The organism is Streptomyces sp. bgisy100, from assembly GCF_057709105.1.
Genome location: NZ_JBYITE010000016.1, coordinates 43,488 through 69,346 on the forward strand (window position 1 = coordinate 43,488; position 25,859 = coordinate 69,346).

General features: G+C 74.0%; 23 protein-coding genes. 5 read left to right on the plus strand and 18 right to left on the minus strand.

The annotated features are described in order from the left end of the window. Positions 1-206: 206 nt before the first annotated feature. Complete coding sequence (locus AC3EQ1_RS13855; RefSeq protein WP_432094625.1) at positions 207-1,289, minus strand: polysaccharide deacetylase family protein; 1,083 nt, start codon at positions 1,287-1,289, stop codon at positions 207-209. Positions 1,290-1,378: 89 nt separating this feature from the next. Here AC3EQ1_RS13855 and AC3EQ1_RS13860 point away from each other — a divergent pair, with 89 nt between their 5' ends. Further along, positions 1,379-2,554 carry a THUMP-like domain-containing protein gene (locus AC3EQ1_RS13860; protein ID WP_432094626.1) on the plus strand — a complete coding sequence of 392 codons (1,176 nt, stop codon included), beginning with the start codon at positions 1,379-1,381 and terminating at the stop codon, positions 2,552-2,554. A gap of 68 nt (positions 2,555-2,622) precedes the next feature. Here the strand turns inward: AC3EQ1_RS13860 and AC3EQ1_RS13865 are convergent, their stop codons facing one another. Genes AC3EQ1_RS13865 through tsaB form a run of 4 tightly spaced genes read right to left on the minus strand, consistent with a single transcriptional unit; the run spans position 2,623 to position 5,386 of the window. Further along, entirely contained in the window at positions 2,623-2,901 is a 279-nt protein-coding gene (locus tag AC3EQ1_RS13865) for a hypothetical protein (protein WP_432094627.1), read from the minus strand. Between the two features lie 10 nt (positions 2,902-2,911). Then, positions 2,912-4,063: a tRNA (adenosine(37)-N6)-threonylcarbamoyltransferase complex transferase subunit TsaD gene (gene tsaD, locus AC3EQ1_RS13870; RefSeq protein WP_432094628.1), complete on the minus strand. Its 1,152-nt coding sequence runs from the start codon at positions 4,061-4,063 to the stop codon at positions 2,912-2,914. After that, complete coding sequence (rimI, locus tag AC3EQ1_RS13875; protein WP_432094685.1) at positions 4,056-4,664, minus strand: ribosomal protein S18-alanine N-acetyltransferase; 609 nt, start codon at positions 4,662-4,664, stop codon at positions 4,056-4,058. The genes tsaD and rimI overlap by 8 nt, the downstream gene beginning before the upstream one ends. A gap of 53 nt (positions 4,665-4,717) precedes the next feature. Continuing rightward, a complete protein-coding gene (gene tsaB, locus AC3EQ1_RS13880) occupies positions 4,718-5,386 on the minus strand; it encodes a tRNA (adenosine(37)-N6)-threonylcarbamoyltransferase complex dimerization subunit type 1 TsaB (protein WP_432094629.1) in 669 nt (222 codons plus the stop codon). 384 nt (positions 5,387-5,770) lie between these two features. Between tsaB and AC3EQ1_RS13885 the strand changes: the two genes are divergently transcribed. Then, the gene (locus AC3EQ1_RS13885) at positions 5,771-6,337 is read left to right on the plus strand and encodes a hypothetical protein (protein WP_432094630.1); all 567 of its coding nucleotides are present in this window, start codon (positions 5,771-5,773) and stop codon (positions 6,335-6,337) included. A gap of 369 nt (positions 6,338-6,706) precedes the next feature. Here the strand turns inward: AC3EQ1_RS13885 and AC3EQ1_RS13890 are convergent, their stop codons facing one another. From AC3EQ1_RS13890 to AC3EQ1_RS13940, 11 genes are all read right to left on the minus strand, one after another. Next, on the minus strand, positions 6,707-6,937 hold the full coding sequence (locus AC3EQ1_RS13890) for a hypothetical protein (protein WP_432094631.1): 231 nt from the start codon (positions 6,935-6,937) through the stop codon (positions 6,707-6,709). A gap of 426 nt (positions 6,938-7,363) precedes the next feature. Then, positions 7,364-7,903, minus strand: a complete 540-nt coding sequence (gene tsaE, locus AC3EQ1_RS13895; RefSeq protein ID WP_432094632.1) for a tRNA (adenosine(37)-N6)-threonylcarbamoyltransferase complex ATPase subunit type 1 TsaE — start codon at positions 7,901-7,903, stop codon at positions 7,364-7,366. A 314-nt stretch (positions 7,904-8,217) separates the two neighbouring features. Further along, on the minus strand, positions 8,218-9,417 hold the full coding sequence (locus tag AC3EQ1_RS13900) for an alpha/beta fold hydrolase (protein WP_432094633.1): 1,200 nt from the start codon (positions 9,415-9,417) through the stop codon (positions 8,218-8,220). A gap of 122 nt (positions 9,418-9,539) precedes the next feature. Further along, positions 9,540-10,718 carry an alanine racemase gene (gene alr, locus AC3EQ1_RS13905; RefSeq protein ID WP_432094634.1) on the minus strand — a complete coding sequence of 393 codons (1,179 nt, stop codon included), beginning with the start codon at positions 10,716-10,718 and terminating at the stop codon, positions 9,540-9,542. 199 nt (positions 10,719-10,917) lie between these two features. Then, on the minus strand, positions 10,918-12,042 hold the full coding sequence (locus tag AC3EQ1_RS13910) for a L,D-transpeptidase (RefSeq protein WP_432094635.1): 1,125 nt from the start codon (positions 12,040-12,042) through the stop codon (positions 10,918-10,920). Positions 12,043-12,418: 376 nt separating this feature from the next. Continuing rightward, positions 12,419-13,873, minus strand: a complete 1,455-nt coding sequence (locus AC3EQ1_RS13915) for an NAD(P)H-hydrate dehydratase (RefSeq protein WP_432094636.1) — start codon at positions 13,871-13,873, stop codon at positions 12,419-12,421. Between the two features lie 161 nt (positions 13,874-14,034). Continuing rightward, on the minus strand, positions 14,035-14,403 hold the full coding sequence (locus AC3EQ1_RS13920) for a holo-ACP synthase (RefSeq protein ID WP_388849845.1): 369 nt from the start codon (positions 14,401-14,403) through the stop codon (positions 14,035-14,037). 112 nt (positions 14,404-14,515) lie between these two features. Further along, positions 14,516-16,363 (minus strand): glutamine--fructose-6-phosphate transaminase (isomerizing), encoded by a 1,848-nt coding sequence (gene glmS, locus AC3EQ1_RS13925; protein WP_432094637.1) that lies wholly within the window; start codon positions 16,361-16,363, stop codon positions 14,516-14,518. 253 nt (positions 16,364-16,616) lie between these two features. Next, positions 16,617-16,919: a hypothetical protein gene (locus tag AC3EQ1_RS13930; protein WP_432094638.1), complete on the minus strand. Its 303-nt coding sequence runs from the start codon at positions 16,917-16,919 to the stop codon at positions 16,617-16,619. Positions 16,920-17,044: 125 nt separating this feature from the next. Then, positions 17,045-17,854: an ABC transporter permease gene (locus AC3EQ1_RS13935; RefSeq protein ID WP_432094639.1), complete on the minus strand. Its 810-nt coding sequence runs from the start codon at positions 17,852-17,854 to the stop codon at positions 17,045-17,047. Next, positions 17,851-18,843 (minus strand): ATP-binding cassette domain-containing protein, encoded by a 993-nt coding sequence (locus AC3EQ1_RS13940; protein ID WP_432094640.1) that lies wholly within the window; start codon positions 18,841-18,843, stop codon positions 17,851-17,853. Before AC3EQ1_RS13940 ends, AC3EQ1_RS13935 begins: the two co-directional genes overlap by 4 nt. A gap of 162 nt (positions 18,844-19,005) precedes the next feature. Between AC3EQ1_RS13940 and coaA the strand changes: the two genes are divergently transcribed. From coaA to AC3EQ1_RS13955, 3 genes are all read left to right on the plus strand, one after another. Beyond that, positions 19,006-20,004, plus strand: coding sequence for a type I pantothenate kinase (gene coaA, locus AC3EQ1_RS13945; RefSeq protein WP_351511214.1), 999 nt, complete (start codon positions 19,006-19,008; stop codon positions 20,002-20,004). A 153-nt stretch (positions 20,005-20,157) separates the two neighbouring features. Then, positions 20,158-21,102: a DUF389 domain-containing protein gene (locus AC3EQ1_RS13950; RefSeq protein WP_432094641.1), complete on the plus strand. Its 945-nt coding sequence runs from the start codon at positions 20,158-20,160 to the stop codon at positions 21,100-21,102. 225 nt (positions 21,103-21,327) lie between these two features. Continuing rightward, the gene (locus AC3EQ1_RS13955; protein ID WP_432094642.1) at positions 21,328-23,547 is read left to right on the plus strand and encodes an NADP-dependent isocitrate dehydrogenase; all 2,220 of its coding nucleotides are present in this window, start codon (positions 21,328-21,330) and stop codon (positions 23,545-23,547) included. A 301-nt stretch (positions 23,548-23,848) separates the two neighbouring features. Here the strand turns inward: AC3EQ1_RS13955 and glmM are convergent, their stop codons facing one another. Then, positions 23,849-25,207, minus strand: a complete 1,359-nt coding sequence (gene glmM, locus AC3EQ1_RS13960) for a phosphoglucosamine mutase (RefSeq protein ID WP_432094643.1) — start codon at positions 25,205-25,207, stop codon at positions 23,849-23,851. A 153-nt stretch (positions 25,208-25,360) separates the two neighbouring features. Continuing rightward, positions 25,361-25,855 carry a 30S ribosomal protein S9 gene (gene rpsI / locus AC3EQ1_RS13965; RefSeq protein ID WP_351511208.1) on the minus strand — a complete coding sequence of 165 codons (495 nt, stop codon included), beginning with the start codon at positions 25,853-25,855 and terminating at the stop codon, positions 25,361-25,363. Positions 25,856-25,859 lie beyond the last annotated feature (4 nt).

Below are 25,859 nucleotides of genomic sequence, written 5' to 3' on the forward strand. Positions count from 1 at the left end.
ACTCAGTCAACTAGAGTGCCAACGAACCTCCGGGCGCCCCACCGGCACAGCCGGGCCGAGCAGGGCCCTCCGCCATCGGCCCGGCCTTCTGTGGACCTGCTTGTCGCTGGTCAGAGCAGTGGGGGCGGCTCTCGGCCGCTGGGCCCGGCGCGTTCCCGAACGCCCTGTTTCCCGGCACGGATCCGGAGTGTCAGAAGGGGAGGCCCTCAGATGTAGTCCTCCAGCCTGGCCACCGCGAAGCCCTGTGCGGTGGCGGTGCGCAGCACTTCGCGGACCATGTCGGCCATGGTCCCGCCCCATTCCCCGCGGCCGCGGAAGTGCGTGAGGATGATGTCGCCCGGGTGCAGCCGGCCCCGGGTGTCGGCGAAGTCGATGCGGTCGGCGAACGCCTCCTGCGTCCAGAGCGGGACGCCGCGGACGCCGCAGGACTTGGCGGCGAGCAGCGTCTCCCGGTCGTAGTTGCCGTACGGCGGGCGGAACAGCCGTGGCCGTACGCCGAACTCCCGTTCCAGGTTCCGCTGCTGGCGGCAGATCTCCTTGTACTGGTCCTCGAAGGACAGCTCCGTCAGGTCGGGGTGGGTGAGCGTGTGATTGTGCAGGGAGACGCCGAGCCGCTGGAGCTTCCGGAAGTAGCCGTAGTCGTCGCGCACGACGTAGTCGCTGAGAAAGGCGCTCACCGGCACGTCCAGTTCGCGCAGCATCCGGATCAGCTCCTGGTCCTTGTGGCCGCCGTCGTCGATGGTGAGGAAGACGACGCGGTCCGAGGTGGGCACGCGGGTGAACACCGGTGGCAGGCCCGATCCCATCGAGAGGGAACGCGGCGTGGCCGGCCGCGCCTTGCGGACGGGCGGGGCGGGCGGAGCGACCGGCGGGCGGAGCAGGCCCCAGTGCCGGGCGGCGCGCAGCCGGACGGACCGGGCGTTCAGCCTGCTCTCGGCGTAGATCGCCAGGTCACGGGGGAGGTCCGGGGCCGCCGCGGGGGCCGGGCGCCCGGCTGCGGCCGGGACGGGAGTGCGGTCGGTGGCGGGTGCCGGGCCGGGGCGCCCCGTGCCGCGCGAGGCGGCTTCGGGGCCATGTGCGGCGGCTTCGGGGCCGTGTGCGGCGGCGGGTCCGGCGCCCGGCGCCGACCGTCCCGGTCCGGGGTCGGGTCCGGGCAGCGGTGCGGTGCGATCGGGAGGCTGTGCGCAGGCTCCGCCGACCACACCGATCAGGAGCAGGACCGCGGCACAGGTGGTGGACCGAAATCGACGCCCATGAGTATTTTTTTCATTTTGTCGTACTAGTTGCATGGCGCCGCATCCTGCCAGGGAGCCGGCCCCGCGGCGGCGCGACAGACCGTGGTGCCCGGACGGTCCCCCGCTTGGCCCACAATTGACCAGTGAACGCCCTCGACTCCTTCGCCGCCCTGCTCACCGACGAGGGCCGGGCGCTCCTCGCGGACCTGCGCGACTACGACCCCGCCCGGGAACTGGCGACCGCGACCCGGCTGCGCCGCGACCACCCCGCCGACCTGGTGTCCGCGGCGCTGGGACAGGCCCGGCTGCGGCAGCGGGCGGCGGCGAAGTTCGGCGCCGGGGACGCGGCCGTCATGTTCTTCACCCCGAACGGTGTGGAGCAGGCCACCCGCACCTCCGTCGCCCGGTACCGGGCCGAGCGGTTCGCGGCGCTCGGCGTCCGGCGGCTGGCCGACCTCTGCTGCGGCATCGGGGGCGACGCCATCGCCCTCGCGCGGGCGGGCGTGGCGGTCCTCGCCGTCGACCGGGACCCGCTGACCTGCGCGGTGGCCCGGGCCAACGCCGAGGCGCTGGGCCTCGCGGACCGGATCGAGGTGCGCTGCGCGGACGTCACGGAGGTGGACACCTCCGGGTACGACGCGGTGTTCGCCGACCCGGCCCGGCGGGGAGGCCGCGGACGGATCTTCGACCCGGAGGCCTACTCCCCGCCGCTGTCCTGGGCGATCGGTGCCGCCCGGAGCGCCCCGTACGCCGCCCTGAAGATCGCCCCGGGCGTCCCGCACGAGGCGGTGCCCGACGACGCGGAGGCCGAGTGGATCTCGGACGGCGGCGAGGTGAAGGAGGCGGTGTTCTGGTTCGGCACCGCGCCGGGCGCCCGCCGCGCCACGCTGCTCCCCGGCCCGCGCACCCTCACCGGAGCCGGGCTGCCGGACCCGGCGCCGGGTCCGGTCGGGCGCTGGCTGTACGAACCGGACGGGGCGGTGATCCGCGCCCATCTGGTGGCGGACGCGGCGGCCGGGGTGGACGGGCGGCTGATCGACCCGACCATCGCCTATGTGACGGCGGACGAACTCCGCCCGACCCCGTGGGCCACCGCGTACGAGATCACCGACGCGCTGCCCTTCAACCTCAAGAAGCTGAAGGCGCTGCTGCGGGAGCGCGAGGTGGGGAAGCTGACGGTGAAGAAGCGCGGCTCGGCCGTCGAGCCGGAGGAACTGCGCCGGAAGGTGAAACCGCAGGGGCCGAACGCGGCCACGGTGTTCCTCACCCGCGCGGCCGGAGCGCCGACGATGCTGATCGGGCGGCCGGCGGGGGGCTGAGGAGGCTTCGCGCTCACCGTGCAAGGGCCCCCTGGGCGCCGGGGGTGGTTCCCGGCGCAGCGGGCGGCTTATTCGGGGGCCTGCGCCGACCGTTCGTGGTCGAGGGCCTCGAACCGCCAGCGGTGGACCGGCCGGTGCAGCAGGTCCTCCGCGGGGGAGCCGAGTTCGGGGAGGTCGGCCTCGTACGGGGCGTCCCACCAGGTGATGACCAGGACCCGGTCGCCGGGGGCGCCGAAGGTCTCGCGCCGCAGCGGCGGGCCGGCGAGCTCCTGGGCGCGGGCCCAGGCGAGCAGTTCCGGGCCGCGGCCCTCGGCGGCCCGGGCCTCCCACATCAGCGCGACCGTCATGAGTGCACCGTCATGAGTACAGGTTGTCCTTGCTCAGCTCGTGGAAGTGGTCGTGGTCGTGGGCATGTCCGTGGCTGCTGCCGTCGTGGCCGTCGTGCGGGTGGTCGTGGTCGTGGTTCTCGCCGGGCACATGAGGCTCCGTCACCGGGAGCGAGGAGTCCGCGGACAGGTCCCAGGCCGACGCCGCCCGCCCCCGCGCCACCATCTCCGCGCCGAGCGCCGCGACCATCGCCCCGTTGTCCGTGCACAGCTTCGGCCGCGGCACCCGGAGCACGATCCCGGCGTCCTCGCAGCGGCGTTCGGCCATGGCGCGCAGCCGTGAGTTGGCCGCCACTCCGCCGCCGATCATCAGGTGGTCGACGCCGTTGTCCTTGCAGGCCCGTACCGCCTTGCGGGTCAGCACGTCGACCACGGCCTCCTGGAAGGACGCCGAGACGTCCGCCACCGGCACCTCCTCGCCCGCGGTGCGCTTCGCCTCGATCCAGCGGGCGACGGCGGTCTTGAGGCCGGAGAAGGAGAAGTCGTAGGCCGCGTCCCGGGGGCCGGTGAGCCCGCGGGGGAAGTGGATCGCCGCCGGGTCGCCCTCGCGCGCGTACCGGTCGATGACCGGGCCGCCGGGGAAACCGAGGTTGAGCACCCGGGCCACCTTGTCGAACGCCTCGCCCGCCGCGTCGTCGATGGTCGAGCCGAGCGGGCGGACGTCACCGGTGATGTCCGGGGCGAGCAGCAGCGAGGAGTGGCCGCCGGACACCAGGAGCGCCATCGTCGGCTCCGGCAGCGGCCCGTGTTCCAGCTGGTCGACGCAGATGTGCGAGGCGAGGTGGTTGACGCCGTAGAGCGGCTTGCCGAGGGCGTAGGCGTACGCCTTGGCCGCCGAGACGCCCACCAGCAGCGCGCCCGCGAGGCCGGGACCGGCGGTGACCGCGATGCCGTCGAGGTCGCTCGCGGCCACCCCGGCGTCCTTCAGCGCGCGCCGGATGGTCGGAACCATGGCCTCCAGATGGGCCCGGCTGGCGACCTCGGGCACGACACCGCCGAAGCGGGCGTGCTCGTCGACGCTGGACGCGACGGCGTCGGCGAGCAGGGTGTGCCCGCGGACGATGCCGACGCCGGTCTCGTCGCAGGAGGTCTCGATTCCGAGGACAAGCGGCTCGTCAGCCATCGTGGGTCGTTCCTTGTTCGTCTGCGGCGGGGATGTCTGCGGCGGGGTCGTCTGCGGCGGGGCCGGTGTCGTGGGCCGCGGGCGCGGCCACCGCCGCGGCCGCGTCGTGCGCGTGCCGGGCGTCGTGCGCGGCGAGGTCGGGGACGGCGGCGGCGCCGTCGGCCGTCTGGGAGCGCCGCATGACCACGGCGTCCACATTGCCCGGCTGGTAGTAGCCGCGGCGCAGGCCGATGGGCTCGAAGCCGAAGCGCTCGTAGAGCCGCTGGGCCCGGGCGTTGTCGACCCGCACCTCCAGCAGCACCTCGTGGCACTCGAAGGCGGTGGCGCCGGAGAGCAGGTCGGCGAGGAGGCGGGCGCCCAGGCCCGTGCCCCAGTGCTCGCGCGCGGCGGCGATGGTCTGGATGTCCCCGGTGCCGTCGACGGCGGACAGCCCGCCGTAACCGACGATCCGGCCGTTCTCCTCGGCGACCACATAGCGGCGGGTGGCGGACGGCCCGCGGGCGTGCGCGAGTTCGGACCAGAACAGCCCCCGCGACCAGGCGTCGTCGGGGAAGAGCTCGCGTTCGAGCTCCAGCACCGGCTCGACGTCCCACCAGCGCATCTCGCGCAGGGTCACGGCGCCGGGGGCTTCCGCGGTCGGGTCGGTCGCTTCGGTCACTTCGGGGTGACCACCTTGTAGTTGGCGGGCACCTGGGCGTCCGGGCGGCGCAGGTAGAGGGGCCTGTCCGGGAGGAAGTCCGCGCCGGAGGCGAGCCGTTCGACGGCGAGCGCGGCCAGCGCGGCCGCGGACTGGTACTCGGGCATCCCGTCGGGCACCCGGGTGAAGACCTCGGGGTAGAGCAGCGCTCCCGCGCCGACGGCCGGGTCCCCGGCGACCTGCTCGGCGATGTCGGCGGGCCGGTCGACGGCGGGTTCGGTGACCCGGGTGCGGGGACCGTCGTACCGGGCCCAGTAGACCTCCTTGCGCCGGGCGTCCGTGGCCACGGTGAAGGGGCCGTCGAGGCCGGCCTGCCCGGCGGCGTACGCGAGGCCGTCGAGCGTGCACAGCCCGTGGACGGGCGCGCCGGTCGCGGCGCCGAAGGCGGCGGCGGTCGCCAGGCCGACCCGCAGCCCGGTGTAGGGGCCCGGACCGACCCCCACGACGATGCCGGTCACCGCGTCGATCTTCGTCCCGGCGGCGCGCAGCACCCGGTCGACGGACGGCAGCAGCAGCTCCCCGTGCCTTCGGGCGTCGACCTGGTGGGACTCGGCGAGGACGCGGTCCCCGTCGTGCAGGGCGACCGTGACGGCGGGGGTGGCGGTGTCAAGAGCGAGCAGCAGCACGGGTACAGCCTACGGCGCGTTCCGCGGCTCCCGGTGCGGTCCGGCCACGGGTCCGGCCACCGGGGGCCGGCGATGAGGGGCGTGCTCGGGCGGGGGTGCGTGCCGCGGGGGCTTGGGGGTGGGGGTGCGTGCCGCGGGGGCTTGCGGGTGGGGGTGCTTCCGGGCGGGGTGCTTGCGGGTGGAGTGCCTCCGGGTGGAGTGCTGCCGGGTGGGTGGGGCGGCGGATCCTCGGGACGGCGGATCCCCAGGGACGTGGCGAGCGGCGGCCGGTGCTCGTGGCGGCGGTGCGGTTGCACGCCCGGGCGCGCAGGTGTACGGGCGCGCGGTGCTACGGTCGGGCCGGTAACGCGGGCAGACGGACGGACCGGACGAGAGGCGGCAGGCGTGGCACGGAGCAACTCGGGGGCGATCGTGACCGCTCTCACGGCCGCGGCCCTCGGCGCGGTCGGCTTCCTCGCCTACCAGGCGTCCGCCAGCGCCCCCGCCATCGCGGCCAAGCCGCGCCCCTCGGCCTCCGCCGGTGAGCACCACCGCCAGGAGAAGCCCGGCGGTGCGGGGAGGACGTCGCGGCACGCGATCCCGGAGAACTCCGGCACCGGCCTCCGCGTGGTCTACGCGCTGGGCGAGAAGCGGGTCTGGCTGGTGGGAGCGGACGGCCGGGCCGCCCGCAGCTACCGGGTCACCCCGAGCAAGGTCAGCCCCGCGCCCGGCCAGTACACGGTCACCGGCCGCTCCGCGCTGATCCCTGGCTCCGATGGGGTCCCCGTCGAGAACGTCGTCCGGTTCGCCTCGGTGGACGGAGTCGTGGTCGGGTTCAGCGCGGCCGTCGACGGCTCGAAGCCCGACCCGGTCTCGCAGAAGAAGACCGGCGGCATCCGCGAGGAGCGGGCGGACGGCAAGGCGATGTGGGCGTTCGCGGCCATCGGCACCAAGGTCGTCGTGGTCGCCTGAGGGCGTGTGCGGGCGCCTGAGGACGTGTGGGGGCGGCCCGAGGGCCTCTTGACCGCTTGAGGCCGTGTGCGAGACCTCGCGTTCGGGCCGCCGATCCACTCGAAAGGGGTACCCGGCAACCGTCGGGGGTTCCGTCGGGGGGTCCGTCGGAGGTTCCGCCAGGGGTCCGTCGCGGCTTGCCGCGGCGAACGGTGAGTGGGTGCCGGCCCGGCACCGGAAGAGGCCCAGGCGAAGCGCCGGTCGCCGTCCGCAGAACGCGCGCCGGACGGACCGCTGCGCGACTACGACGTCCGGTACGCGACTACGACGTCCCGGCGGGCTCGCTGCCCCGACGCGGGCTCGGACATCCGCCTGACGTCCGGCTCCGGGCTACGCGGCGTCCCGGCGGCCCGCTCCCCCCGGAGCGGGAATGCCCGCGTCCGGCTCGCCCTCGGCCTCGGGCGGAGTGGAGACCGCGCTGGCCGCCGCGCAGGCCGCCAGCAGCTGGCTCATCGAGGGCGACGCGGCGGGCGGGGCGGCCGGCGAGGGCGACCGCGGAGGCGACTGCTCGTCGCGCCGGGCTGGGCTCGGCGCGTCGGCAGCGGGCTCATGGCGCGGCATGGATGCCTCCCGGGGCTCCTGGTGCAGGCTAAGTTAGGCAGACCTAACCACGTCTCTGCCTCCATGTGACCATGCCCGGTACCGCGCGCGCAACATCTTCCCGACGCCTTGTCGGAACGTACATCAGGGGAACAGCCCGCTCCGGGTCCGGGCCGGACACCGGCAGGCCGGGCAGCCGGTACCGGCCGACGGCAGCGCTCAGTACGGAGCGGTGAGCGGCAGGCGGTGGTGGGGGGAAAGCCGGCGGGAACGGCCGCGGTGAGGGGGCTCCCGGAAGCAGCGGCACCTGTCCGGGCCCGGGGTGTGTTCAGGGCAGCGCCCCCGTCCGGGCCCAGGGTGTGTTCAGGGCGGACGCCGGAGCCGGGGCCGCACGAGAAGAAGGCCGCGCCGACCGACGTCGGCGCAGTCGTGCGGGCGGGGTCCGGGTCAGCCGGCCAGCGGGGAGAGGTCGGCGGCGGCCCAGCGCGGACCCACGCCCGTGATGACGACCTCCCGCTCGTCGTTCTCGACCGTCTCGTCGCCCTCGGTCCGGCCGATGACCACGTGCAGACGGTCCTCCGAGAGGTCCTCGACCTTTCCGTCGCCCCACTCCACGACGACCACGGAGTCGGGCAGCGAGACGTCGAGGTCCAGGTCCTCCATCTCGTCGAGACCGCCGCCCAGTCGGTACGCGTCGACGTGGACCAGCGCGGGGCCGCCGCTCAGCGACGGGTGCACCCGGGCGATGACGAACGTCGGCGACGTGACCGCGCCGCGCACCCCCATGCCCTCGCCGAGCCCGCGGGTCAGCGTCGTCTTGCCCGCGCCCAGCTGTCCGGTCAGCAGCACCAGGTCACCGGGGCGCAGCAGTTTCGCCAGCCGGCGCCCCAGCTCCTGCATCTGCTCTGGGCTGTGGACGGTGAGCTGCGCGGTGGCGGTGGGGGCACCGGCCGGTGCCACGGCGTGCGGGTCGTACGGGGCGTTCATACCGGCCGATGGTACGGGGCGGGAGGGCCTTCCCGGGCCGCTGCGCCGCGGGGAACGGGCCCCGGACATCCCGGCGGCGCAGCGGACCGGCACCGCGGGGGGCGGGGCGGACCGGCACCGCGGGGGCGGGGCGGCACGGCGGAGGCGGACCGGCACCGCGGAGGCAGGACCGGCACCGCGAAGGGCAGACCGGCGCCGCGGGGGCGCACCGGCCGGAACGTTCACCCGGCCCCGACTGGGAGCCCCGGCCCCAGCCGGGAGCCGGGTCCACCGAGGCCGGCGGAACGGGGCGCCAGACCGGTCCGGGGCTCCCGCTACCCCCGCGCCGAGCGCGGCGCGCGGTCCGCCGGGGCCGTCGCGCCCGTCCGGGCCAGCAGTTCGGCCAGCCGTTCCGTCACGGTCTCCGGGTGCTCCAGCATCACCAGATGGCCCGCGTCGGGGACGAGCACCAGCTCGGCCGCCGGCAGCCGTTCGGCGATCGCCTCGCTGTGCGAGCTGGGCGTCACCAGGTCGCCCCGGCCCGCCAGTACCAGGACCGGCAGGTCCCGGAAGGCCACCAGCGCCTCGGCCTTGTCGTGCTCGTCGAAGGCCGGGTAGAACTCCGCGACCACGTCGATCGGCGTGGACTCGATCATCCGCTCGGCGAACCGCGCCACCGCCGGGTCGACGTCCCGGGAGCTGAACGAGTACCGCTTGATCAGCCCGGCGAAGAGGTCGGCGGTCGCCCGCCGGCCCCGCTCGACCAGTTCGACCTGGGAGCCCAGGGCCCGCAGCATGCCGGGCAGGATGCGGCGCACCGCGTTCACCCCGGCGACCGGCAGCCCGTAGTTGACCTCGCCGAGCTTCCCGGACGAGGTGCCGACGAGCGCCACCCCCACCACCCGGTCGCGTATGTACTCCGGGAAGTGGTGGGCCAGGGCCATCACCGTCATGCCGCCCATCGAGTGCCCCACCAGCACCACGGGCCCCTCGGGCGCCGCCGCGTCGAGCACCGCCCGCAGATCGCGGCCGAGCTGGTCGATGCTGACGGGGACGCCGTCGGCCTGCGCCAGCCCGCGGGCGGAGCGGCCGTGGCTGCGCTGGTCCCAGTGGACCGTGCGCACCATCCCGCGCAGCGCGGCCCGCTGGAAGTGCCAGGCGTCCTGGTTCAGGCAGTAGCCGTGGCAGAAGACGACGGTCACCGGGGCCGGCCTGCGGCGCCCGAACCGGCGGCGCCTGCGCGGCGCTTCCTGCTCCGGCTCGACCTCGTCGACCTCGTAGTAGAGCTCGGTGCCGTCGTCGGCGACGGTGCGCCCCGGGGTGCCCCGGAGGCTGCCGTACGGGCCGGTGGCGTCCAGCGCGAGGCGCGCCTTCCGGCGTATGCCCCGGCCGACGGTGAGCCGCTCGACGGCGACACCGGCGGCCGCCCCGGCCGCGATCACCCCGATCGCCGCGCCCGCCAGGCCGGCCCGGCGCCAGCCACCGGCCGCGGACGTGACCGCACGTCCCATGTCCCCCGCCCCGCTTTCGCCCATGGTGGTGCCGCTCCTCGTCGCTGTCCGTCCCCGTTGGTGCGTGGTGCGCCGAGCCGTCCGGCCCGGGGTCGTCGTTCGACCCGGGCCGGGCTCGCGGCGCCGGCCCGTCCGGACGACAGACCCTAGTGCTCGTCCTCGTGGACGTGGACGCGCGGTACCCGCGCTCCGATCCGGGTGACGATCTCGTACCCGATGGTGCCCGCCGCACGCGCCCAGTCCTCCACGGTGGGCTCTCCCCGGTCCCCGGGGCCGAACAGCACCGCCTCGTCGCCCACCTGGGCCGAGTCGCCGCCGAGGTCGACGACGAACTGGTCCATGGCGACCCGGCCGGCGACCGTCCGCCACTTGCCGCCGACCAGCACGGGACCGGTGCCCGAGGCGTGCCGCGGGATGCCGTCCGCGTAGCCGACCGGCACCAGGGCCAGCGTCGTCTCGCCGGGTGTGACGTAGTGGTGCCCGTAACTGACGCCGTGCCCCGAGGGCACCTGCTTGACCAGGGCGACATCCGCGGAGAGCGTCATCACCTGGCGCAGGCCGAAGTCCGACGGCAGGCCGATCTCCGGGCTGGGCGAGACGCCGTAGACGGCGATCCCGGCGCGCACCAGGTCGAAGTGGGACTCGGGGAGGGTCAGGGTGGCGGGCGAGTTGGCCATGTGCCGGACCTCGGGCCGCAGCCCGGCCCGCCCGGCCTCGGCCAACGCCTCGTGGAACACGTTCAGTTGGGCCGCGATCGACGGGTGTCCCGGCTCGTCGGCGCACGCGAAGTGCGACCAGACGCCGGCCACCACGACGGTGCCCTCGGCCTCGGCGGCGCGGGCGGCGGCGGTCAGTTCCGGCCAGGCGGCGGGCGGGCAGCCGTTGCGGCCCAGCCCGGTGTCGATCTTGAGATGCACCCGGGCGGTGCGGCCGCACGCCCGCGCGGCGTCGGTCACCTCGCGCAGCGCCCACATCCCGCTCACCGACACGTCGACATCGGCCTCGATCGCGGCGCGCCACGGCCCTCCGGGCGTCCACAGCCAGCACAGCAGCCGGCCGGTGTCCCCCGCCGCGCGCAGCGCCAGCGCCTCTTCGGGCGTCGCCGTCCCCAGCCAGGCCGCTCCGGCCCGGCGGGCGGCGCGGGCGCAGGGCACCGCGCCGTGGCCGTAGGCATCCGACTTGACCACGGCCATGAGGTCGGCGCGGGGCGCGCAGGCGCGCAGGGCCCGCACGTTGGCGCGCAGCGCGGCCAGGTCGACCACCGCCCGGGCGCGCATCGGAGTGGGGGGAAGTCCGGTCGGCTCCCCGCCTGCTGGTGCAGTCATCGGGGACAGTCTCTCACCGGGCGCCCGGCCGGCGCCGGTCTCGTCCGACTCTGTCCGGAAAGTCAGGTGCCGGGGTGGGGTGCGGTCAGGTCCGGCACGGCGGTCGGCCGGATACCGGGGCGGTGTCCGGCCGGGTCCGGCACGGCGGTCGGGCGGACATCGGGCCGGACATCGGGCCGGACATCGGGCCGGAGTCCGGTCAGGTACCCGGGCGGCGGCCCCAGGAGAAGACGCGGTCGTCCAGCCGGAGCGCGTCCCACATCCGTTCGGCGTCCCCGTACCGGAGGTTGACGCAGCCGAACGAGCCCTCGTCCGGGTCGTAGATGTTCCCGTAGACCCCGTGGAAGGCCTGCCCGCCGTTGAAGAACTGCGCGAAGGGCATCGGGGAGTGGTAGATCGAGGAGACGTGGTCCCTGTTCCGCCAGTAGATGCGGTTCCAGCCGACGCGGGTGGGGTAGCCGGGCTTGCCGCTGCGGATCGCCACCGGCCCGAACACGACCTTCGCGCCCTCCTGCACCCACATCAGCTGGCGGGGTAGATCGACACAGGCGACCCGCTCGGCGACCTCGGGGCAGTCGCCCGCGGCGTTCGGGTCGGGCACGGCCCGCAGCAGCCGGATGTGGCCGTAGCTGCTGGGACCGGCGAACCCGATGGCGGGGGTGATGTTCTCCTTCGTCTGCCAGTCGCGGATGGCCTCGCAGTCCTCCTTGGACTGCCGTCCGTCGACGGGCAGCTGAAGGAAGTCCTCGACCTCGCGCTGGTACGGGCCGACGGCGTGGGTGCAGCGCAGGGGCCCGGCGGCTTCGTCGCCGGGCTGGACCTCGTCCGGCGGCACGAACTCCACGACGGGCTCGTCGGCGGGGGGTGGTGCGTACGGCCCGGGGGCGCGGGGGTCCGGGTGGCTCCGCGGGGCCGTTCCGGAACCGGGATCCTTCCTGGCGCCTGGGTCCTTCCCAGGGCCTGGGTCCTTACGGAGGCCTGGGCCCTTACGGGCATCGGGGGCGCTGTGGGTGTCCGGGGTGTCGTGGCTGGCCGGGGCGTCCGGGGCGGGGGAGGTCTCCGCGGCGCCCGGTGCGCTCTGCGGGATCTGCGGTGGCAGCGCCTGGTCGGGGGTGTCCACGTGCCGCTCGTGGGGGCCGGGCGGAATACCGGGTACGAGCTGGTCCAGCGGCACGGCGACGGCCCCCTTGCCGTCCGGCGGCCGCGGGTTCCCGGCGTCCGCCACCGCTGCCGTGGCGGCCGTCAGCGGCAGCAGGACCGCGATGGCGACCGCTGCCGCGGCGGGACGTCTTCTCCTCTGCACCGTCTTGACCGGTGGACGCATTCCGTTCCTCTCCACGGCGGCGGGACTCGCGGCCCACGCGGGGCGGGGAGGCTCGCCACAGAACGATCCGGACGGAATTACCGGTCCCGCCGGGCACGCCCCGACCCACCGCCCCGGCCCGGACACCACCCCGATGCCACGCGGTTTCCGCCCATGAGGCGCAGTGGACCCGTGAGGCGAGTTGAGTCCGTGAGGCGCAGTGGGTCCGTAAGGCGCAGTGGAGGAAAGAGCCGGGTGACCGGCCCTGAGGGGACGGGAGGACGAGGAGGGGACGGGGCGACGCCGGGGGTGACCTGGCTGCGCCGAGGGGACGGGAGGACGCCGGGGGGACGGAACGACGCCGGGGGGGGACGGGACAGCGCCGCGCCGGTCCCGCTCAGCGCGTCCGGACGTCGCGCCAGGCCGAGGCGAGGGACTCGGCCACATCGGAGGCGCCCACCGGGCTCCCCTCCCGGCCAGCCGCGTGCCGCCCGGCCAGACCGTGCAGATACGCGGCCGCCGAGGCCGCCTCGCGGGCCTCCAGCCCGGCCGCGAGCAGCGCTCCGCCCAGCCCGGACAGCACATCGCCGCTGCCCGCCGTGGCCAGCCAGCCGGTACCGGTCGGGTTGACCCGCACCGGGCCGCCCGAGGCGTCGGCGACCAGCGTCGTCGATCCCTTGAGCAGCGCGGTGGCCCCGTACTCCGCGGCCAGCCGGCGCACCGCGGCCAGCCGCGCCGCCTCCACCTCCTCGCGCGCCGTGCCCAGCAGCGCGGCCGCCTCGCCCGCGTGCGGGGTCAGCACGGTCGCCGCCGCGCGGGAGCGGAGCCGGTCCCGGTCCAGCAGCCGCAGTCCGTCGGCGTCCACGAGCACCGGGACGTCGGAGGCGAGCACGTCGTCCAGCGCCTGCCGGGCGTCGGGGGCGTCACCCAGGCCCGGCCCGACGACCCACGCCTGCACCCGCCCGGCCTTCGCGGGCGGGCCGGCGTGCACCAGCGCCTCGGGGAAACGGGCGATGACGGCGTCCGCGGCCGGGCCGACGTACCGTACGGCGCCCGCCCCGCCCCGCAGCGCGCCCGCCACCGCGAGGACCGCCGCTCCCGGATAGCGCGCCGAACCGGCCACCACCCCGACCACGCCGCGCCGGTACTTGTCGCTCTCGGGCGCGGGGACCGGCAGCCGTTCGGCGACGTCCGCGTGCTGGAGCGCCTCCACGTCGGGCGTCGCGGGCAGATACGGGGCGAGGCCGATGTCGATCAGCCGCAGCGCGCCGGTCCGCTCCGCGGCGGGGTCGACGAGCAGGCCGGGCTTGTACGTGCCGAAGGTGACGGTGGCGTCGGCGTGCACCGCCTCGCCCGCGACCTCGCCGGTGTCCGCGTCCACCCCGCTGGGCAGGTCGACGGCGACGACGCCCGCGCGGGCGTCCCGGGCCGCCGCCACCAGCCGGGCGGCCTCCGGGCGCAGCCCGCCGCGCCCGCCGATGCCGACGATGCCGTCGACGACCAGGGCGGCCCGTGCGACGGCGTCCTCCCCCGCCCCTGCTCCGACGGTGCGCCCGCCGGCCCGGCGCAGCGCGGCGAGCCCGCCGGGGTGCGTGCGGTCCGGGGCGAGCAGCACGGCCGTGACGCCCGCGCCGCGCGCCGCCAGCCGGGCGCCGGCGTAGAGGGCGTCGCCGCCGTTGTCCCCGCTGCCGACGAGCAGCACGACGCGCGCCCCCGAGACCCGGCCGAGCAAGTCTGCACAGGAGGCGGCGAGTCCGGCGGCGGCGCGCTGCATCAACGCCCCCTCCGGCAGCCGTGCCATCAGCTCGCGCTCGGCGGTCCGTACGGTTTCCACGCTGTACGCAGTCCTCATGGGCCCCAGTCTTCCCAAGACGGGCGCCGGAGTCTTCCCAAGACGGGGCCGGCCGCGCGCGGTCGGGGACGCCGGTCACCGACGCCCGCACCGCCGTCGTTTCACGCCCGGCCGCGCGCGCTCGGAGACACCCGCCCCCGACGCCCCGCGCCGCCGTACGGTCACCCCTCGGCGATCACCACGGCCGACGCGACGCCCGCGTCGTGGCTCAGGGAGACGTGCCAGCCCCGGACACCCAGGTGCTCCGCCCGGGCGGCGACCGTGCCCGTCACCCGCAGCCGCGGGCGGCCGCTGTCCTCGGTGATGACCTCCGCGTCCGTCCAGAGCAGCCCGGCCGGCGCCCCGAGCGCCTTCGCCAGGGCCTCCTTCGCGGCGAACCGTGCGGCCAGCGAGGCCGTGCCCCGGCGTTCACCGCTCGGCAGCCACAGCTCCCGGTCGATGAACAGCCGGCCGGCCAGAGCCGGGGTGCGCTCCAGCGCGGCGCCGAACCGGTCGATCTCCGCGACGTCGATCCCCACCCCGATGATCACGACAGCGCTCCGGCCACGGGCACGGGCCCCCGGCGCCCCGCCGCGGGCCGCACGGCGGAAAGCGCCGTGGGAGGCGCCGGAGCGAGCGCCGGAGCTGTGGTGGCGGCCGCGGTCACTCGACCGTCACCGACTTGGCGAGGTTCCGCGGCTGGTCGACCTCGTTGCCCCGGGCCGTCGCCAGCTCGCAGGCGAACACCTGCAGCGGCACCGTCGCCACCAGCGGCTGGAGCAGCGTCGGCGTGGCCGGGATGCGGATCAGGTGGTCGGCGTACGGGACGACGGTCTCGTCGCCCTCCTCCGCGATCACAATGGTCCGTGCGCCACGGGCGCGGATCTCCTGGATGTTGGAGACGATCTTGTCGTGCAGCACCGAGCGTCCGCGCGGCGACGGCACGACCACCACCACCGGCACGTCCTCCTCGATCAGCGCGATCGGGCCGTGCTTGAGCTCGCCCGCGGCGAAGCCCTCGGCGTGCATGTACGCCAGTTCCTTGAGCTTGAGCGCGCCCTCCAGGGCGACCGGGTAGCCCACGTGACGGCCGAGGAAGAGCACCGTGTCCTTGCCGGAGAGCGTGCGCGCCAGCTCCCGGACCGGCTCCATGGTTCCCAGCACCTCGTCGACCTGGGTGCCGATCGCGGACAGCTCGCGGATGACGGACCGGATCTCGTCGCCCCACTTGGTGCCCCGCACCTGCCCGAGGTAGAGCGCCACCAGGTAGCAGGCGACCAGCTGCGTCAGGAACGCCTTGGTCGACGCGACGGCCACCTCCGGGCCGGCGTGGGTGTAGAGGACGGCGTCCGACTCCCGGGGGATGGTCGAGCCGTTGGTGTTGCAGATGGCGAGGACCTTGGCCCCCTGCTCGCGCGCGTGCCGCAGCGCCATGAGGGTGTCCATGGTCTCGCCGGACTGGGAGATGGCGATGACCAGGGTGCGGGGGTCCAGGATCGGGTCCCGGTAGCGGAATTCGCTGGCCAGCTCCGTCTCGCAGGGGACCCGGGTCCAGTGCTCGATCGCGTACTTCGCGATCATGCCCGCGTGGAAAGCGGTGCCGCACGCCACGATGACGATCTTGTCGATCTCCCGGAGCACCGAGGCCGGGATGCGGACCTCGTCCAGGTGCAGGCTGCCCGCGGCGTCGATCCGGCCCAGCAGCGTGTCGGCGACGGCCTTCGGCTGCTCGGCGATCTCCTTGAGCATGAAGTAGTCGTAGCCGCCCTTCTCGGCGGCGGAGGCGTCCCAGTCCACGTGGTACGCCCGGACGTCGGCCGGCGCACCGTCGAAGTCGGTGACCGTCACCCCGTCCCGGCGCAGTTCGACGACCTGGTCCTGGCCGAGTTCGACGGCCTCCCGGGTGTGCGCGATGAACGCGGCGACATCGGAGGCGAGGAACGCCTCGCCGTCCCCGACGCCGACCACCAGCGGGGAGTTGCGGCGCGCGCCGACCACCACGTCCGGAGCGTCCGCGTGCACGGCGACCAGGGTGAACGCGCCGTCGAGCCGGCGGCACACCAGACGCATGGCCTCCGCCAGGTCGTTGCACGAGGAGAACGATTCGGCCAGCAGGTGCGCCACCACCTCGGTGTCCGTCTCGGACTCCAGGTTGTGTCCCCGCTCTGCCAGTTCGGCGCGCAGTGAGGCGAAGTTCTCGATGATGCCGTTGTGGACGACCGAGACCCGGCCGGAGTTGTCCAGGTGCGGGTGGGCGTTGACGTCGTTGGGCGCGCCGTGGGTGGCCCAGCGGGTGTGCCCGATGCCGGTGCCGCCGCTCGGCAGCGGCCGGGCCGCCAACTCCTTCTCCAGGTTGGCGAGCTTGCCCGCCTTCTTGGCCGCCGCGAGTCCGCCGTCGGCGAGGACGGCGACCCCGGCCGAGTCGTACCCCCGGTACTCCAGGCGCTTCAGTCCGGCGATGACGACGTCGAGGGCGGACTGCCCTCCCACATACCCAACGATTCCGCACATGCGGGCAGCCTACGTGCACGGCCCGGACGCACCGATCCGCGCCCCGCCCGGGGTGCGGGACGGCGCCCGGCCCGGACGGCGGGCGAAATCCCGGGGCGCGGGCCCGGTTCCCGGCGGCCCCTGCTCCCGGCTCCCGGCTCCCCCGGAGACCCACAGCTCTGGAGACCAGCAGCTCCGTATCCCGGCGACTTCGGAGACCAGCAGCTCCGGAGGCCGGCGGCTGCGGAGTCCGCCGGGCCCACCGGACCCGACGTCAGCAGCCCCGGTCGATCCGGTCGATGGCCTCCTGCACGAGGTCCAGGTACTCGACCTCCTCGCAGCGCGGCTTGCTGCCCATCTCGTACATGTCGAGACAGTCGGTCAGCTCCTCGCCGAGGTCCTCGTCCGGCAGGTCGGCGGCCAGTTCGCTGCGCACCCGGCCGGCGAAGTCCTCCCCCGAGTCCCTCGGCCCCGGCACCACCGCCGAACGGGCCCGGCCGCCCCGGCCGCGGCCGTCCCGCGCGGTCCGGCGGCCGTCGCCCCCTCGGCCGATGAGATCACGAAGGCGTGCGGACATAACGGTCCTCTCGTGGCACATGGCGATCTACGACTCGTCCCCCTGACATCCCGGAAGCTAACCCCGAATGCCCGGTACCGGTAGACCTCGTACGAGGGACGGCCGGTTGTTCCGATGTGCCCCGATCAGACGCGTGCTCGATAGGCGCGGAGGGCGAGCGGTATGAACACCGCCGCGATCGCCGCCGCCCACAGCAGCGACCAGAGGACCGGTCCGGCCACCTCGCCGCCGGTCAGCAGACCGCGGAAGGCGTCGGACAGATGGGTCACCGGATTGACGTCGACCCAGGCCTGGAGCCAGCCGGGCATGGTGTCGACCTGCACGAACGCGCTGCTGGTGAAGGTGATCGGGAAGATGATGGTGAAGGCGAAGACCTGCACCTTCTCCGGGTCGCCCGCCAGCATGCCGATGAGCACCGCCGCCCACGACACGGCCGCGGCGAACGTCACCAGCAGCAGCGCGGCGGCGAGGAACCCGTCGAGCCCGGTGGTGATCCGGAAGCCCAGCAGCATGCCCAGGCCGATCATCAGCAGCATCGCCCAGAGCTGCTTGGCGAGATCGGCGGCGATCCGGCCGAACAGCGGGGCCGACCGGGCTATCGGCAGACTGCGCAGCCGGTCGAACACCCCCTTGGTGAGGTCGGAGTTCAGCGCCATGGCGGTGTACATGGTCATGAACAGGGTGTTCTGCACGATGATGCCCGCCAGGGCGTACTGCAGGTAGTCCTCGGGCGACCCCGCCATCTGGCCGCCGAAGACGAAGGTGAACAGGAAGACGAACATGATCGGCGTGATGCTGAAGTCGACCAGTTCCAGCGGGTTGTGCTTCACGGACACCAGGCTGCGCCACGCCATGGTGACGATCTGCGCAAGCGCCGCACCGGGGCGCACCCGGCCGCTCTTGGTCAGCGGTGCGGCGACCGTCCCGGCGGTCATGCCGAGCTCGCCACCTTCGCGTAGTCGTCCTCCTCGGAGGGCCCCTCGTCCGTCGTCGGCTCGGCCTTGTGGCCGGTGAGCGCCAGGAACACCTCGTCGAGGCTGGAGCGCCGCAGGGTGAGCTCGCCCACCGCGATCCCGGCCTGGTCCAGCCGCCGCACGACGGCGGGCATCAGCGCGGGGTCCTTGACCGGGGCAGTGATCACCTCGCCCTCGATCTGCGTCTGCGGCCCCGCGGCCTCCACCACGAGGGCGTGGGCCGGCGCGAGGTGCTCCGCGGCCACCGGCCGCAGCTGGAGCACCTGACCGCCGACCGCGGACTTCAGCTGGTCCGGGGTGCCCTCGGCGATCACCTTGCCCTTGTCGATCACCACGATGTCGTCGGCGAGCTGGTCCGCCTCGTTCAGGTACTGGGTGGTGAGCAGCGCCGTGACGCCGTCCGCGACCAGGCCGCGCACCAGCTCCCACAGCTCGATGCGGCTGTGCGGGTCGAGCCCGGTCGTCGGCTCGTCGAGGAACAGGATCTGCGGCCGGCCGACCAGACTGGCCGCCAGGTCCAGCCGCCGCCGCATCCCGCCGGAGAACGTCTTCGCCGCGCGGCCCGCGGCGTCACTCAGCTGAAAACGGTCCAGCAGCTCCCCGGCGCGGGCCCGCGCCTCGCTCCGCGGCAGGCCCAGGAGGCGGCCGATCAGCAGCAGGTTCTCGGTGCCGGTCAGATTCTCGTCGACCGCGGCGTACTGCCCGGTCAGCCCCACGACGGAGCGGACCAGGCCGGGCTCGCGCAGGACGTCGTGCCCGGCGACCGTCGCGCGGCCGGCGTCCGGGCGGATCAGCGTCGCGAAGATCCGGACCGCGGTCGTCTTGCCCGCCCCGTTGGGGCCCAGCATGCCGAGCACGGTGCCGGAGCGCGCGGCCAGATCCACACCGGCCAGCGCCTGGGTCTCCTTGAAGCGTTTGGCCAGGCCCTCCGCCTGGATCGCGTACGTCATGGGCTTCCCCTCGGCTCCGGTACGGGTGCATCGGCTTCCACACCTCCCACAACTGTGACGCACACCACTGACATTCCACTCGGTGAGGACCAGCAGGTGACCGGCCGGGCACAGCGGGGCGTGAGCGACGCCACGCCCCGCGCCGTCCGCCGAGCGAACACAATGAAACGTGTGATCACCTCTCCAGCGCGCAGCACCCAGCGTCGGGCCGAGACGAGCCCGTATGTGGACCTCACCCGCGCCGAGTGGAGTGCCCTCCGGGAGCGGACGCCACTGCCCCTCAGCGCGGAGGAGGTGGAACGGCTGCGCGGGCTCGGCGACGTCATCGACCTCGACGAGGTGCGCGACGTCTATCTGCCGCTGTCCCGGCTGCTCAACCTCTACGTGGGCGCCACCAGCAATCTGCGCGGCGCGCTGAACACCTTCCTCGGCGACGCGGGCAACGGCCACGGCTCACAGCCCGGCACCCCGTTCGTGATCGGCGTCGCGGGCAGTGTCGCGGTCGGCAAGTCGACGACGGCCCGGCTCCTCCAGGCGCTGCTCGCGCGCTGGCCCGAGCACCCGCGGGTGGAGCTGGTCACCACCGACGGCTTCCTGCTGCCCAACGCCGAGCTGCACCGGCGCGGGCTGATGTCCCGCAAGGGCTTCCCGGAGTCCTACGACCGCCGCGCCCTGACCCGCTTCGTCGCCGATGTGAAGTCCGGCAAGGACGAGGTGACCGCGCCGGTCTACTCGCACCTGGTCTACGACATCGTGCCCGGTGAGCGGCTCACCGTGCGCCGCCCGGACATCCTCATCGTCGAGGGGCTGAACGTCCTCCAGCCCGCCCTGCCCGGAAAGGACGGCCGCACCCGGCTGGGGCTCGCGGACTTCTTCGACTTCAGCGTCTACGTGGACGCCCGCGCGGAGGACATCGAGCGCTGGTACCTGGGCCGCTTCCGCCAGCTGCGGGAGACGGCGTTCCAGAACCCGTTCTCGTACTTCCGCAAGTACACCCAGGTCTCCGAGGACGAGGCGCTGGACTACGCCCGGCTGATGTGGCGCACCATCAACCGGCCGAACCTGGAGCAGAACGTCGCGCCCACCCGCAGCCGCGCCACGCTCGTGCTGCGCAAGGGGCCGGACCACAAGGTGCAGCGGCTCAGCCTGCGGAAGCTGTAGGGGCGGGCGGGTAGCGGGCGTTCCCAGGGCCCGTTCCCGGAGCCGGGAGCCCGGGCTCCGGGACGGCGCGGGTGCGGTCCTCCCCCGCTCCACGGCCGACGCGTCCCCCGCCCGTGGCCGACGCGGCGCGGGTGCGGCACGTAGCGTGCCCCCATGCTGCACCTGCGCCTGATCGTCCCCGCCGACCGCACCGACGACGTCGTCGCCCTGCTGGAGCGGACGGTCGGCACCGCCCACCTCGCCGTGCTGACCGGCGCCGCCCGCGACCCCGCCGGGGACATGGTGCTCTGCGATGTCGCCCGGGAGGCCGCGGACGAGCTGCTGGGCGCCCTGCGCGGGCTGGACATCCACGCGACCGGCTCCATCTCGCTGGAGAACATCGACCTCTCGCTGTCCGAGCGGGCCGACCGGGCGGAGGAGGAGGCGCCCGGCGAGGGTGCGGACGCCGTGCTGTGGGAGCACCTGGAGGACGCCACGCACGAGGAGTCCACGCTGTCGGCGACCTACCTGGCCTTCCTCACGGTGGCGACCATGATCGCGGCGTGCGGTGTGGTCCTCGACAACGCCGTCCTCATCGTCGGCGCGATGGCCGTCGGCCCGGAGTTCGGGCCGCTCGCCGGGGTCTGCACGGCGGTGGTGCAGCGGGCGCCGCGGCTCGCCTGGCGCTCACTGGTGGCGCTGCTCCTCGGCTTCGCCGTCGCCATGGTGCTGACCACCGGCTTCAGCCTGCTCATGGACGGGCTCGGACTGTTCCACTCCTCCGATGTGACCGGCGAGCGCCCGAACACCGACTTCATCTGGCAGCCGGACGCGTTCTCCTTCGTGGTGGCGGTCCTCGCCGGGATCGCCGGGACGCTCTCACTGACCTCCTCGAAGTCCGGGGCGCTGGTCGGCGTGGCGATCTCCGTGACGACCGTCCCGGCGGCCGCCAACGCCGCCGTGGCGCTGAGCTACGGGCAGTACGCCCAGGCCCGCGGCTCCAGCGAGCAGCTGCTGCTGAACCTCGCGGGCATCGTCGTCGCCGGGACGCTCACCCTGATCGTGCAGAAGGCGCTCTGGGCCCGGCAGCGCAGGCTCACGCCGCGCATGCGGGGATGAGCGGCGACGGTTTCCGGCCATGGTCCGTACCCTGCGTACCGGGCGCCCGGACCGTGCCCCGCGCGGCTGAGGAGGCCGGCGGTCCCGGGTGGTCCGCCGCGCAGGCAGGCCGGGACCGGCCGTGCGGGCGGCCCCGTGACCCCGGCGCGAGGGGGCGGTGTCGGGAGGGGGCGCCTACGAGATATCTTGACATCGAGACGATTAGAGACGTGAAGCGGAGTATCGATGACTGACTCGACCATCATCTACACGCACACCGACGAGGCCCCCGCCCTGGCGACGTACTCGTTCCTGCCGGTGATCCAGGCATACGCCTCGACGGCCGGGGTCAGTGTCGAGAGCCGCGACATCTCCCTGGCCGGGCGGATCATCGCGAGCTTCCCCGAGTACCTGGAGGAGGGCCAGCGCATCGACGACGCCCTCGCCCAGCTCGGTGAGCTCGCCAAGACGCCCGGCGCCAACATCATCAAGCTCCCGAACATCTCGGCCTCGATCCCGCAGCTGAAGGCCGCGGTCGCCGAGCTCCAGGAGCAGGGCTACGCGCTGCCGGCCTACCCGGACGACCCGAAGACCGACGAGGAGCGCGACATCCGCGCCCGCTACGACAAGGTCAAGGGCAGCGCCGTCAACCCGGTCCTGCGCGAGGGCAACTCCGACCGCCGCGCCCCCGCCTCGGTCAAGAACTACGCCAAGGCGCACCCGCACCGGATGGGCGCCTGGACCCCCGAGTCGAAGACGAACGTCGCCCACATGACGGCCGACGACTTCCGCTCCACCGAGAAGTCCGTGGTCGTGCCGGAGAAGGGCACGCTCCGCATCGAGCTGGCGGGCGACGACGGCAGCACCACCGTGCTGCGCGAGTCGGTACCGGTCCTGGCCGGCGAGGTCGTGGACGCGTCGGTCATGCGCGTCGCGGTGCTGCGCGAGTTCCTCACCGAGCAGGTCGCCCGCGCCAAGGCCGAGGGCGTGCTGTTCTCGGTGCACCTCAAGGCCACGATGATGAAGGTCTCCGACCCGATCATCTTCGGCCACGTCGTCCGGGCCTTCTTCCCGAAGACCTTCGCCGAGCACGGTGAGACCCTCGCCGCCGCCGGCCTGACCCCGAACGACGGTCTCGGCGGCATCCTCAAGGGCCTGGAGTCGCTGCCGCAGGGCGCGAAGATCAAGGAGTCCTTCGAGGCCGAGCTCGCCGAGGGCCCGGAGCTCGCCATGGTCGACTCCGACCGCGGCATCACCAACCTGCACGTGCCGAGCGACGTCATCGTCGACGCCTCGATGCCGGCCATGATCCGCACCTCCGGCCACATGTGGGGCCCGGACGGCAACGAGGCCGACACCCTCGCCGTCATCCCCGACAGCAGCTACGCCGGCATCTACCAGGTCGTCATCGACGACTGCCGGGCCAACGGCGCCTTCGACCCGTCCACCATGGGCTCGGTGCCGAACGTGGGTCTGATGGCGCAGAAGGCCGAGGAGTACGGCAGCCACGACAAGACCTTCGAGGTCCAGACCACGGGCACCGTGCGGGTCCTCGACGGCAACGGCGACGCCGTGATCGAGCAGACCGTCAGCGCCGGCGACATCTTCCGGATGTGCCAGACCAAGGACGACCCGATCAAGGACTGGGTCAAGCTGGCCGTCACCCGCGCCCGCGCCACCGGCGACCCGGCCGTGTTCTGGCTGGACGAGGGCCGCGCGCACGACGCCAACCTCATCGCCAAGGTCGAGCAGTACCTCCCGGAGCACGACACCGAGGGGCTGCGCATCGAGGTCATGGCGCCGTCCGCCGCGACCGCGTTCTCGCTGGAGCGGATCCGCCGCGGCGAGAACACCATCTCGGTGACCGGCAACGTGCTGCGTGACTACCTGACCGACCTGTTCCCGATCCTCGAGCTCGGCACCAGCGCCAAGATGCTGTCCGTCGTGCCGCTGATGAACGGCGGCGGCCTGTTCGAGACCGGGGCCGGCGGCTCGGCGCCGAAGCACGTCCAGCAGCTCGTCAAGGAGAACTACCTGCGCTGGGACAGCCTGGGCGAGTTCCTCGCGCTGGCGGTCAGCTTCGAGCACCTCGCGCAGACCACCGGCAACGCGCGGGCCCAGGTCCTGGCGGACACCCTGGACCGCGCCACCGCCACCTTCCTCAACGAGGACAAGTCGCCCAGCCGTCGCCTCGGCGGCATCGACAACCGCGGCAGCCACTTCTACCTGGCCCTGTACTGGGCCCAGGAGCTGGCCAAGCAGACCGACGACACGCAGCTCGCCGCGTCGTTCGCGGAGCTCGCCAAGACCCTCTCCGGGCAGGAGCAGGCGATCGTCGACGAGCTGGTCGCGGTCCAGGGCTCGCCGGCCGACATCGGCGGCTACTACCAGCCCGCGACCGCCAAGGCCGCGGCCGTGATGCGCCCGTCGAAGATCCTGAACGAGGCGCTGGCGATCCTCGGCTGACCGCCTCGGCCGCATCACCGCACCACACCGGGGAGGCCCCCGGGCCCGCTCTTGCCGCGGGTCCGGGGGCCTCTTCGTCGGTGGGGGTGCCGTCGCCGGCTGGGCTTCATCGTCGGCTGGGCCTCGTCGGCCGGTGGGGGCTCCTCACCGATGAGGGCTTCTCGCCGGTGGCGCGGCCGTCGGGCCCGCACCGGAGCCCAGTCGCCACGCCCCCGGGACCGGCAGCCCCGGAAACGGCACGGGCCCGGCACCCCGTCCTGGGGGTGCCGGGCCCGTGGCCGTAAATCGATGCCTGCCGGGACTACCCCAGCGCGGACTTCACCACGTCGGCCAGCCGCCCCGCGACCGACCGCGCCTGGTCGATGTCCGCGGCCTCGACCATGACCCGCACCAGCGGCTCCGTACCGGACGGCCGCAGCAGCACCCGCCCCGTCGAGCCCAGCTCCCGCTCCGCGTCCGCGACGGCCGCCGTGAGCTCCGTTGACGTCGCCACCCGGGTCTTGTCCACGTCCGGGACGTTGATCAGCACCTGGGGCAGCCGCTCCATGACGCCCGCGAGCTCCGCCAGGCCGCGGCCGGTGGCCGCCACCCGCGCCGCGAGCATCAGACCGGTCAGCGTGCCGTCGCCGGTCGTCGCGTGGTCGAGGATGATCACGTGGCCGGACTGCTCGCCGCCCAGCGCGTAGCCGTGCTCCTTCATCGACTCCAGGACGTACCGGTCGCCGACGGCGGTCTGCACCAGCTCGACGCCCTCGCGCTCCATGGCCAGCTTGAAGCCCAGGTTCGACATCACCGTGCCGACCACGGTGTTCTTCCGCAGCCCGTCGGTCTCGCGCATGGCGAGGGCCAGGACGGCCAGGATCTGATCGCCGTCGACCTCGTTGCCCGCCGCGTCCACCGCGAGGCAGCGGTCCGCGTCGCCGTCGTGCGCGATGCCCAGGTCCGCACCGTGCTCGACGACCGCGGCCTTGAGCAGGCCGAGGTGGGTGGAGCCGCAGCCGTCGTTGATGTTGAGGCCGTCCGGGTCGGCACCGATGGTGACGACATCGGCACCGGCCCGCGCGAACGCCTCCGGGGAGACCCGGGACGCGGCACCGTGCGCCTCGTCGAGGACGACCTTCAGCCCGTCGAGCCGGTTCGGCAGCACGCCGATGAGGTGCGCGACGTAGTTGTCGAACCCCTCGTCGTAGCTGCGCACCCGGCCCACGCCGGCACCCGTGGGGCGCTTCCAGGGCTCACCGGAGGAGTGCGCCCCGTACACCGACTCGATCCGGTTCTCCAGCTCGTCGGCGAGCTTGTGCCCACCGCGGGCGAAGAACTTGATCCCGTTGTCCGGCATCGGATTGTGGCTGGCCGAGAGCATCACGCCGAGGTCGGCGCCCAGCGCACCGGTGAGATACGCCACCGCGGGGGTGGGCAGCACACCGACGCGCAGGACGTCCACGCCCGCGCTGGCGAGACCGGCCACCACGGCGGCCTCCAGGAACTCCCCGGACGCACGCGGATCACGCCCCACCACCGCCGTCGGACGATGGCCCTCGAACGTGCCGGCCTCGGCGAGCACATGCGCCGCGGCGACCGACAGCCCGAGCGCCAGCTCAGCCGTCAGATCCGCGTTGGCGACACCGCGCACACCGTCCGTGCCGAAGAGTCGTACCACTGGTGTCCTCCGAGTTGCTTGGAAACTGTCGGGAATTGAGCGCCTTCTGTCTGTATACGCTCCTGGACGGCCATAAACGAACGCCCCGGCAGCACGTGGTGTGCCGCCGGGGCGGTCCATCGAACGCCGGCGCGAAACGCGCCGGCCGATCGATTAGCGCTTGCTGTACTGCGGCGCCTTGCGGGCCTTCTTCAGACCGGCCTTCTTGCGCTCGACCGCACGGTCGTCGCGGCTCAGGAAGCCGGCCTTCTTCAGCGGGCCGCGGTTGTTGTCGACGTCCGCCTCGTTCAGCGCACGCGCGACACCCAGACGCAGGGCACCGGCCTGGCCGGAGACGCCGCCACCGGAGATGCGGGCGATGACGTCGTAGCGGTCGTCGAGCTCGAGCACCTTGAAGGGCTCGTTGACTTCCTGCTGGTGCACCTTGTTCGGGAAGTAGCCCTCAAGGGTGCGACCGTTGATCTTCCACTGACCGGTGCCCGGCACGATGCGGACACGGGCGATGGCGTTCTTGCGACGCCCGAGGCCGGCAGCCGGCTGCGGGTCGCCGAAGCGGGACGCGAGCGACTCGGAGGTGTACTCCGACTCGACGGTCTCGGTGGTGTATTCCTCGACCTCGATGGGGGTCTCGGCGGTGGTCTCGGCCACGGTT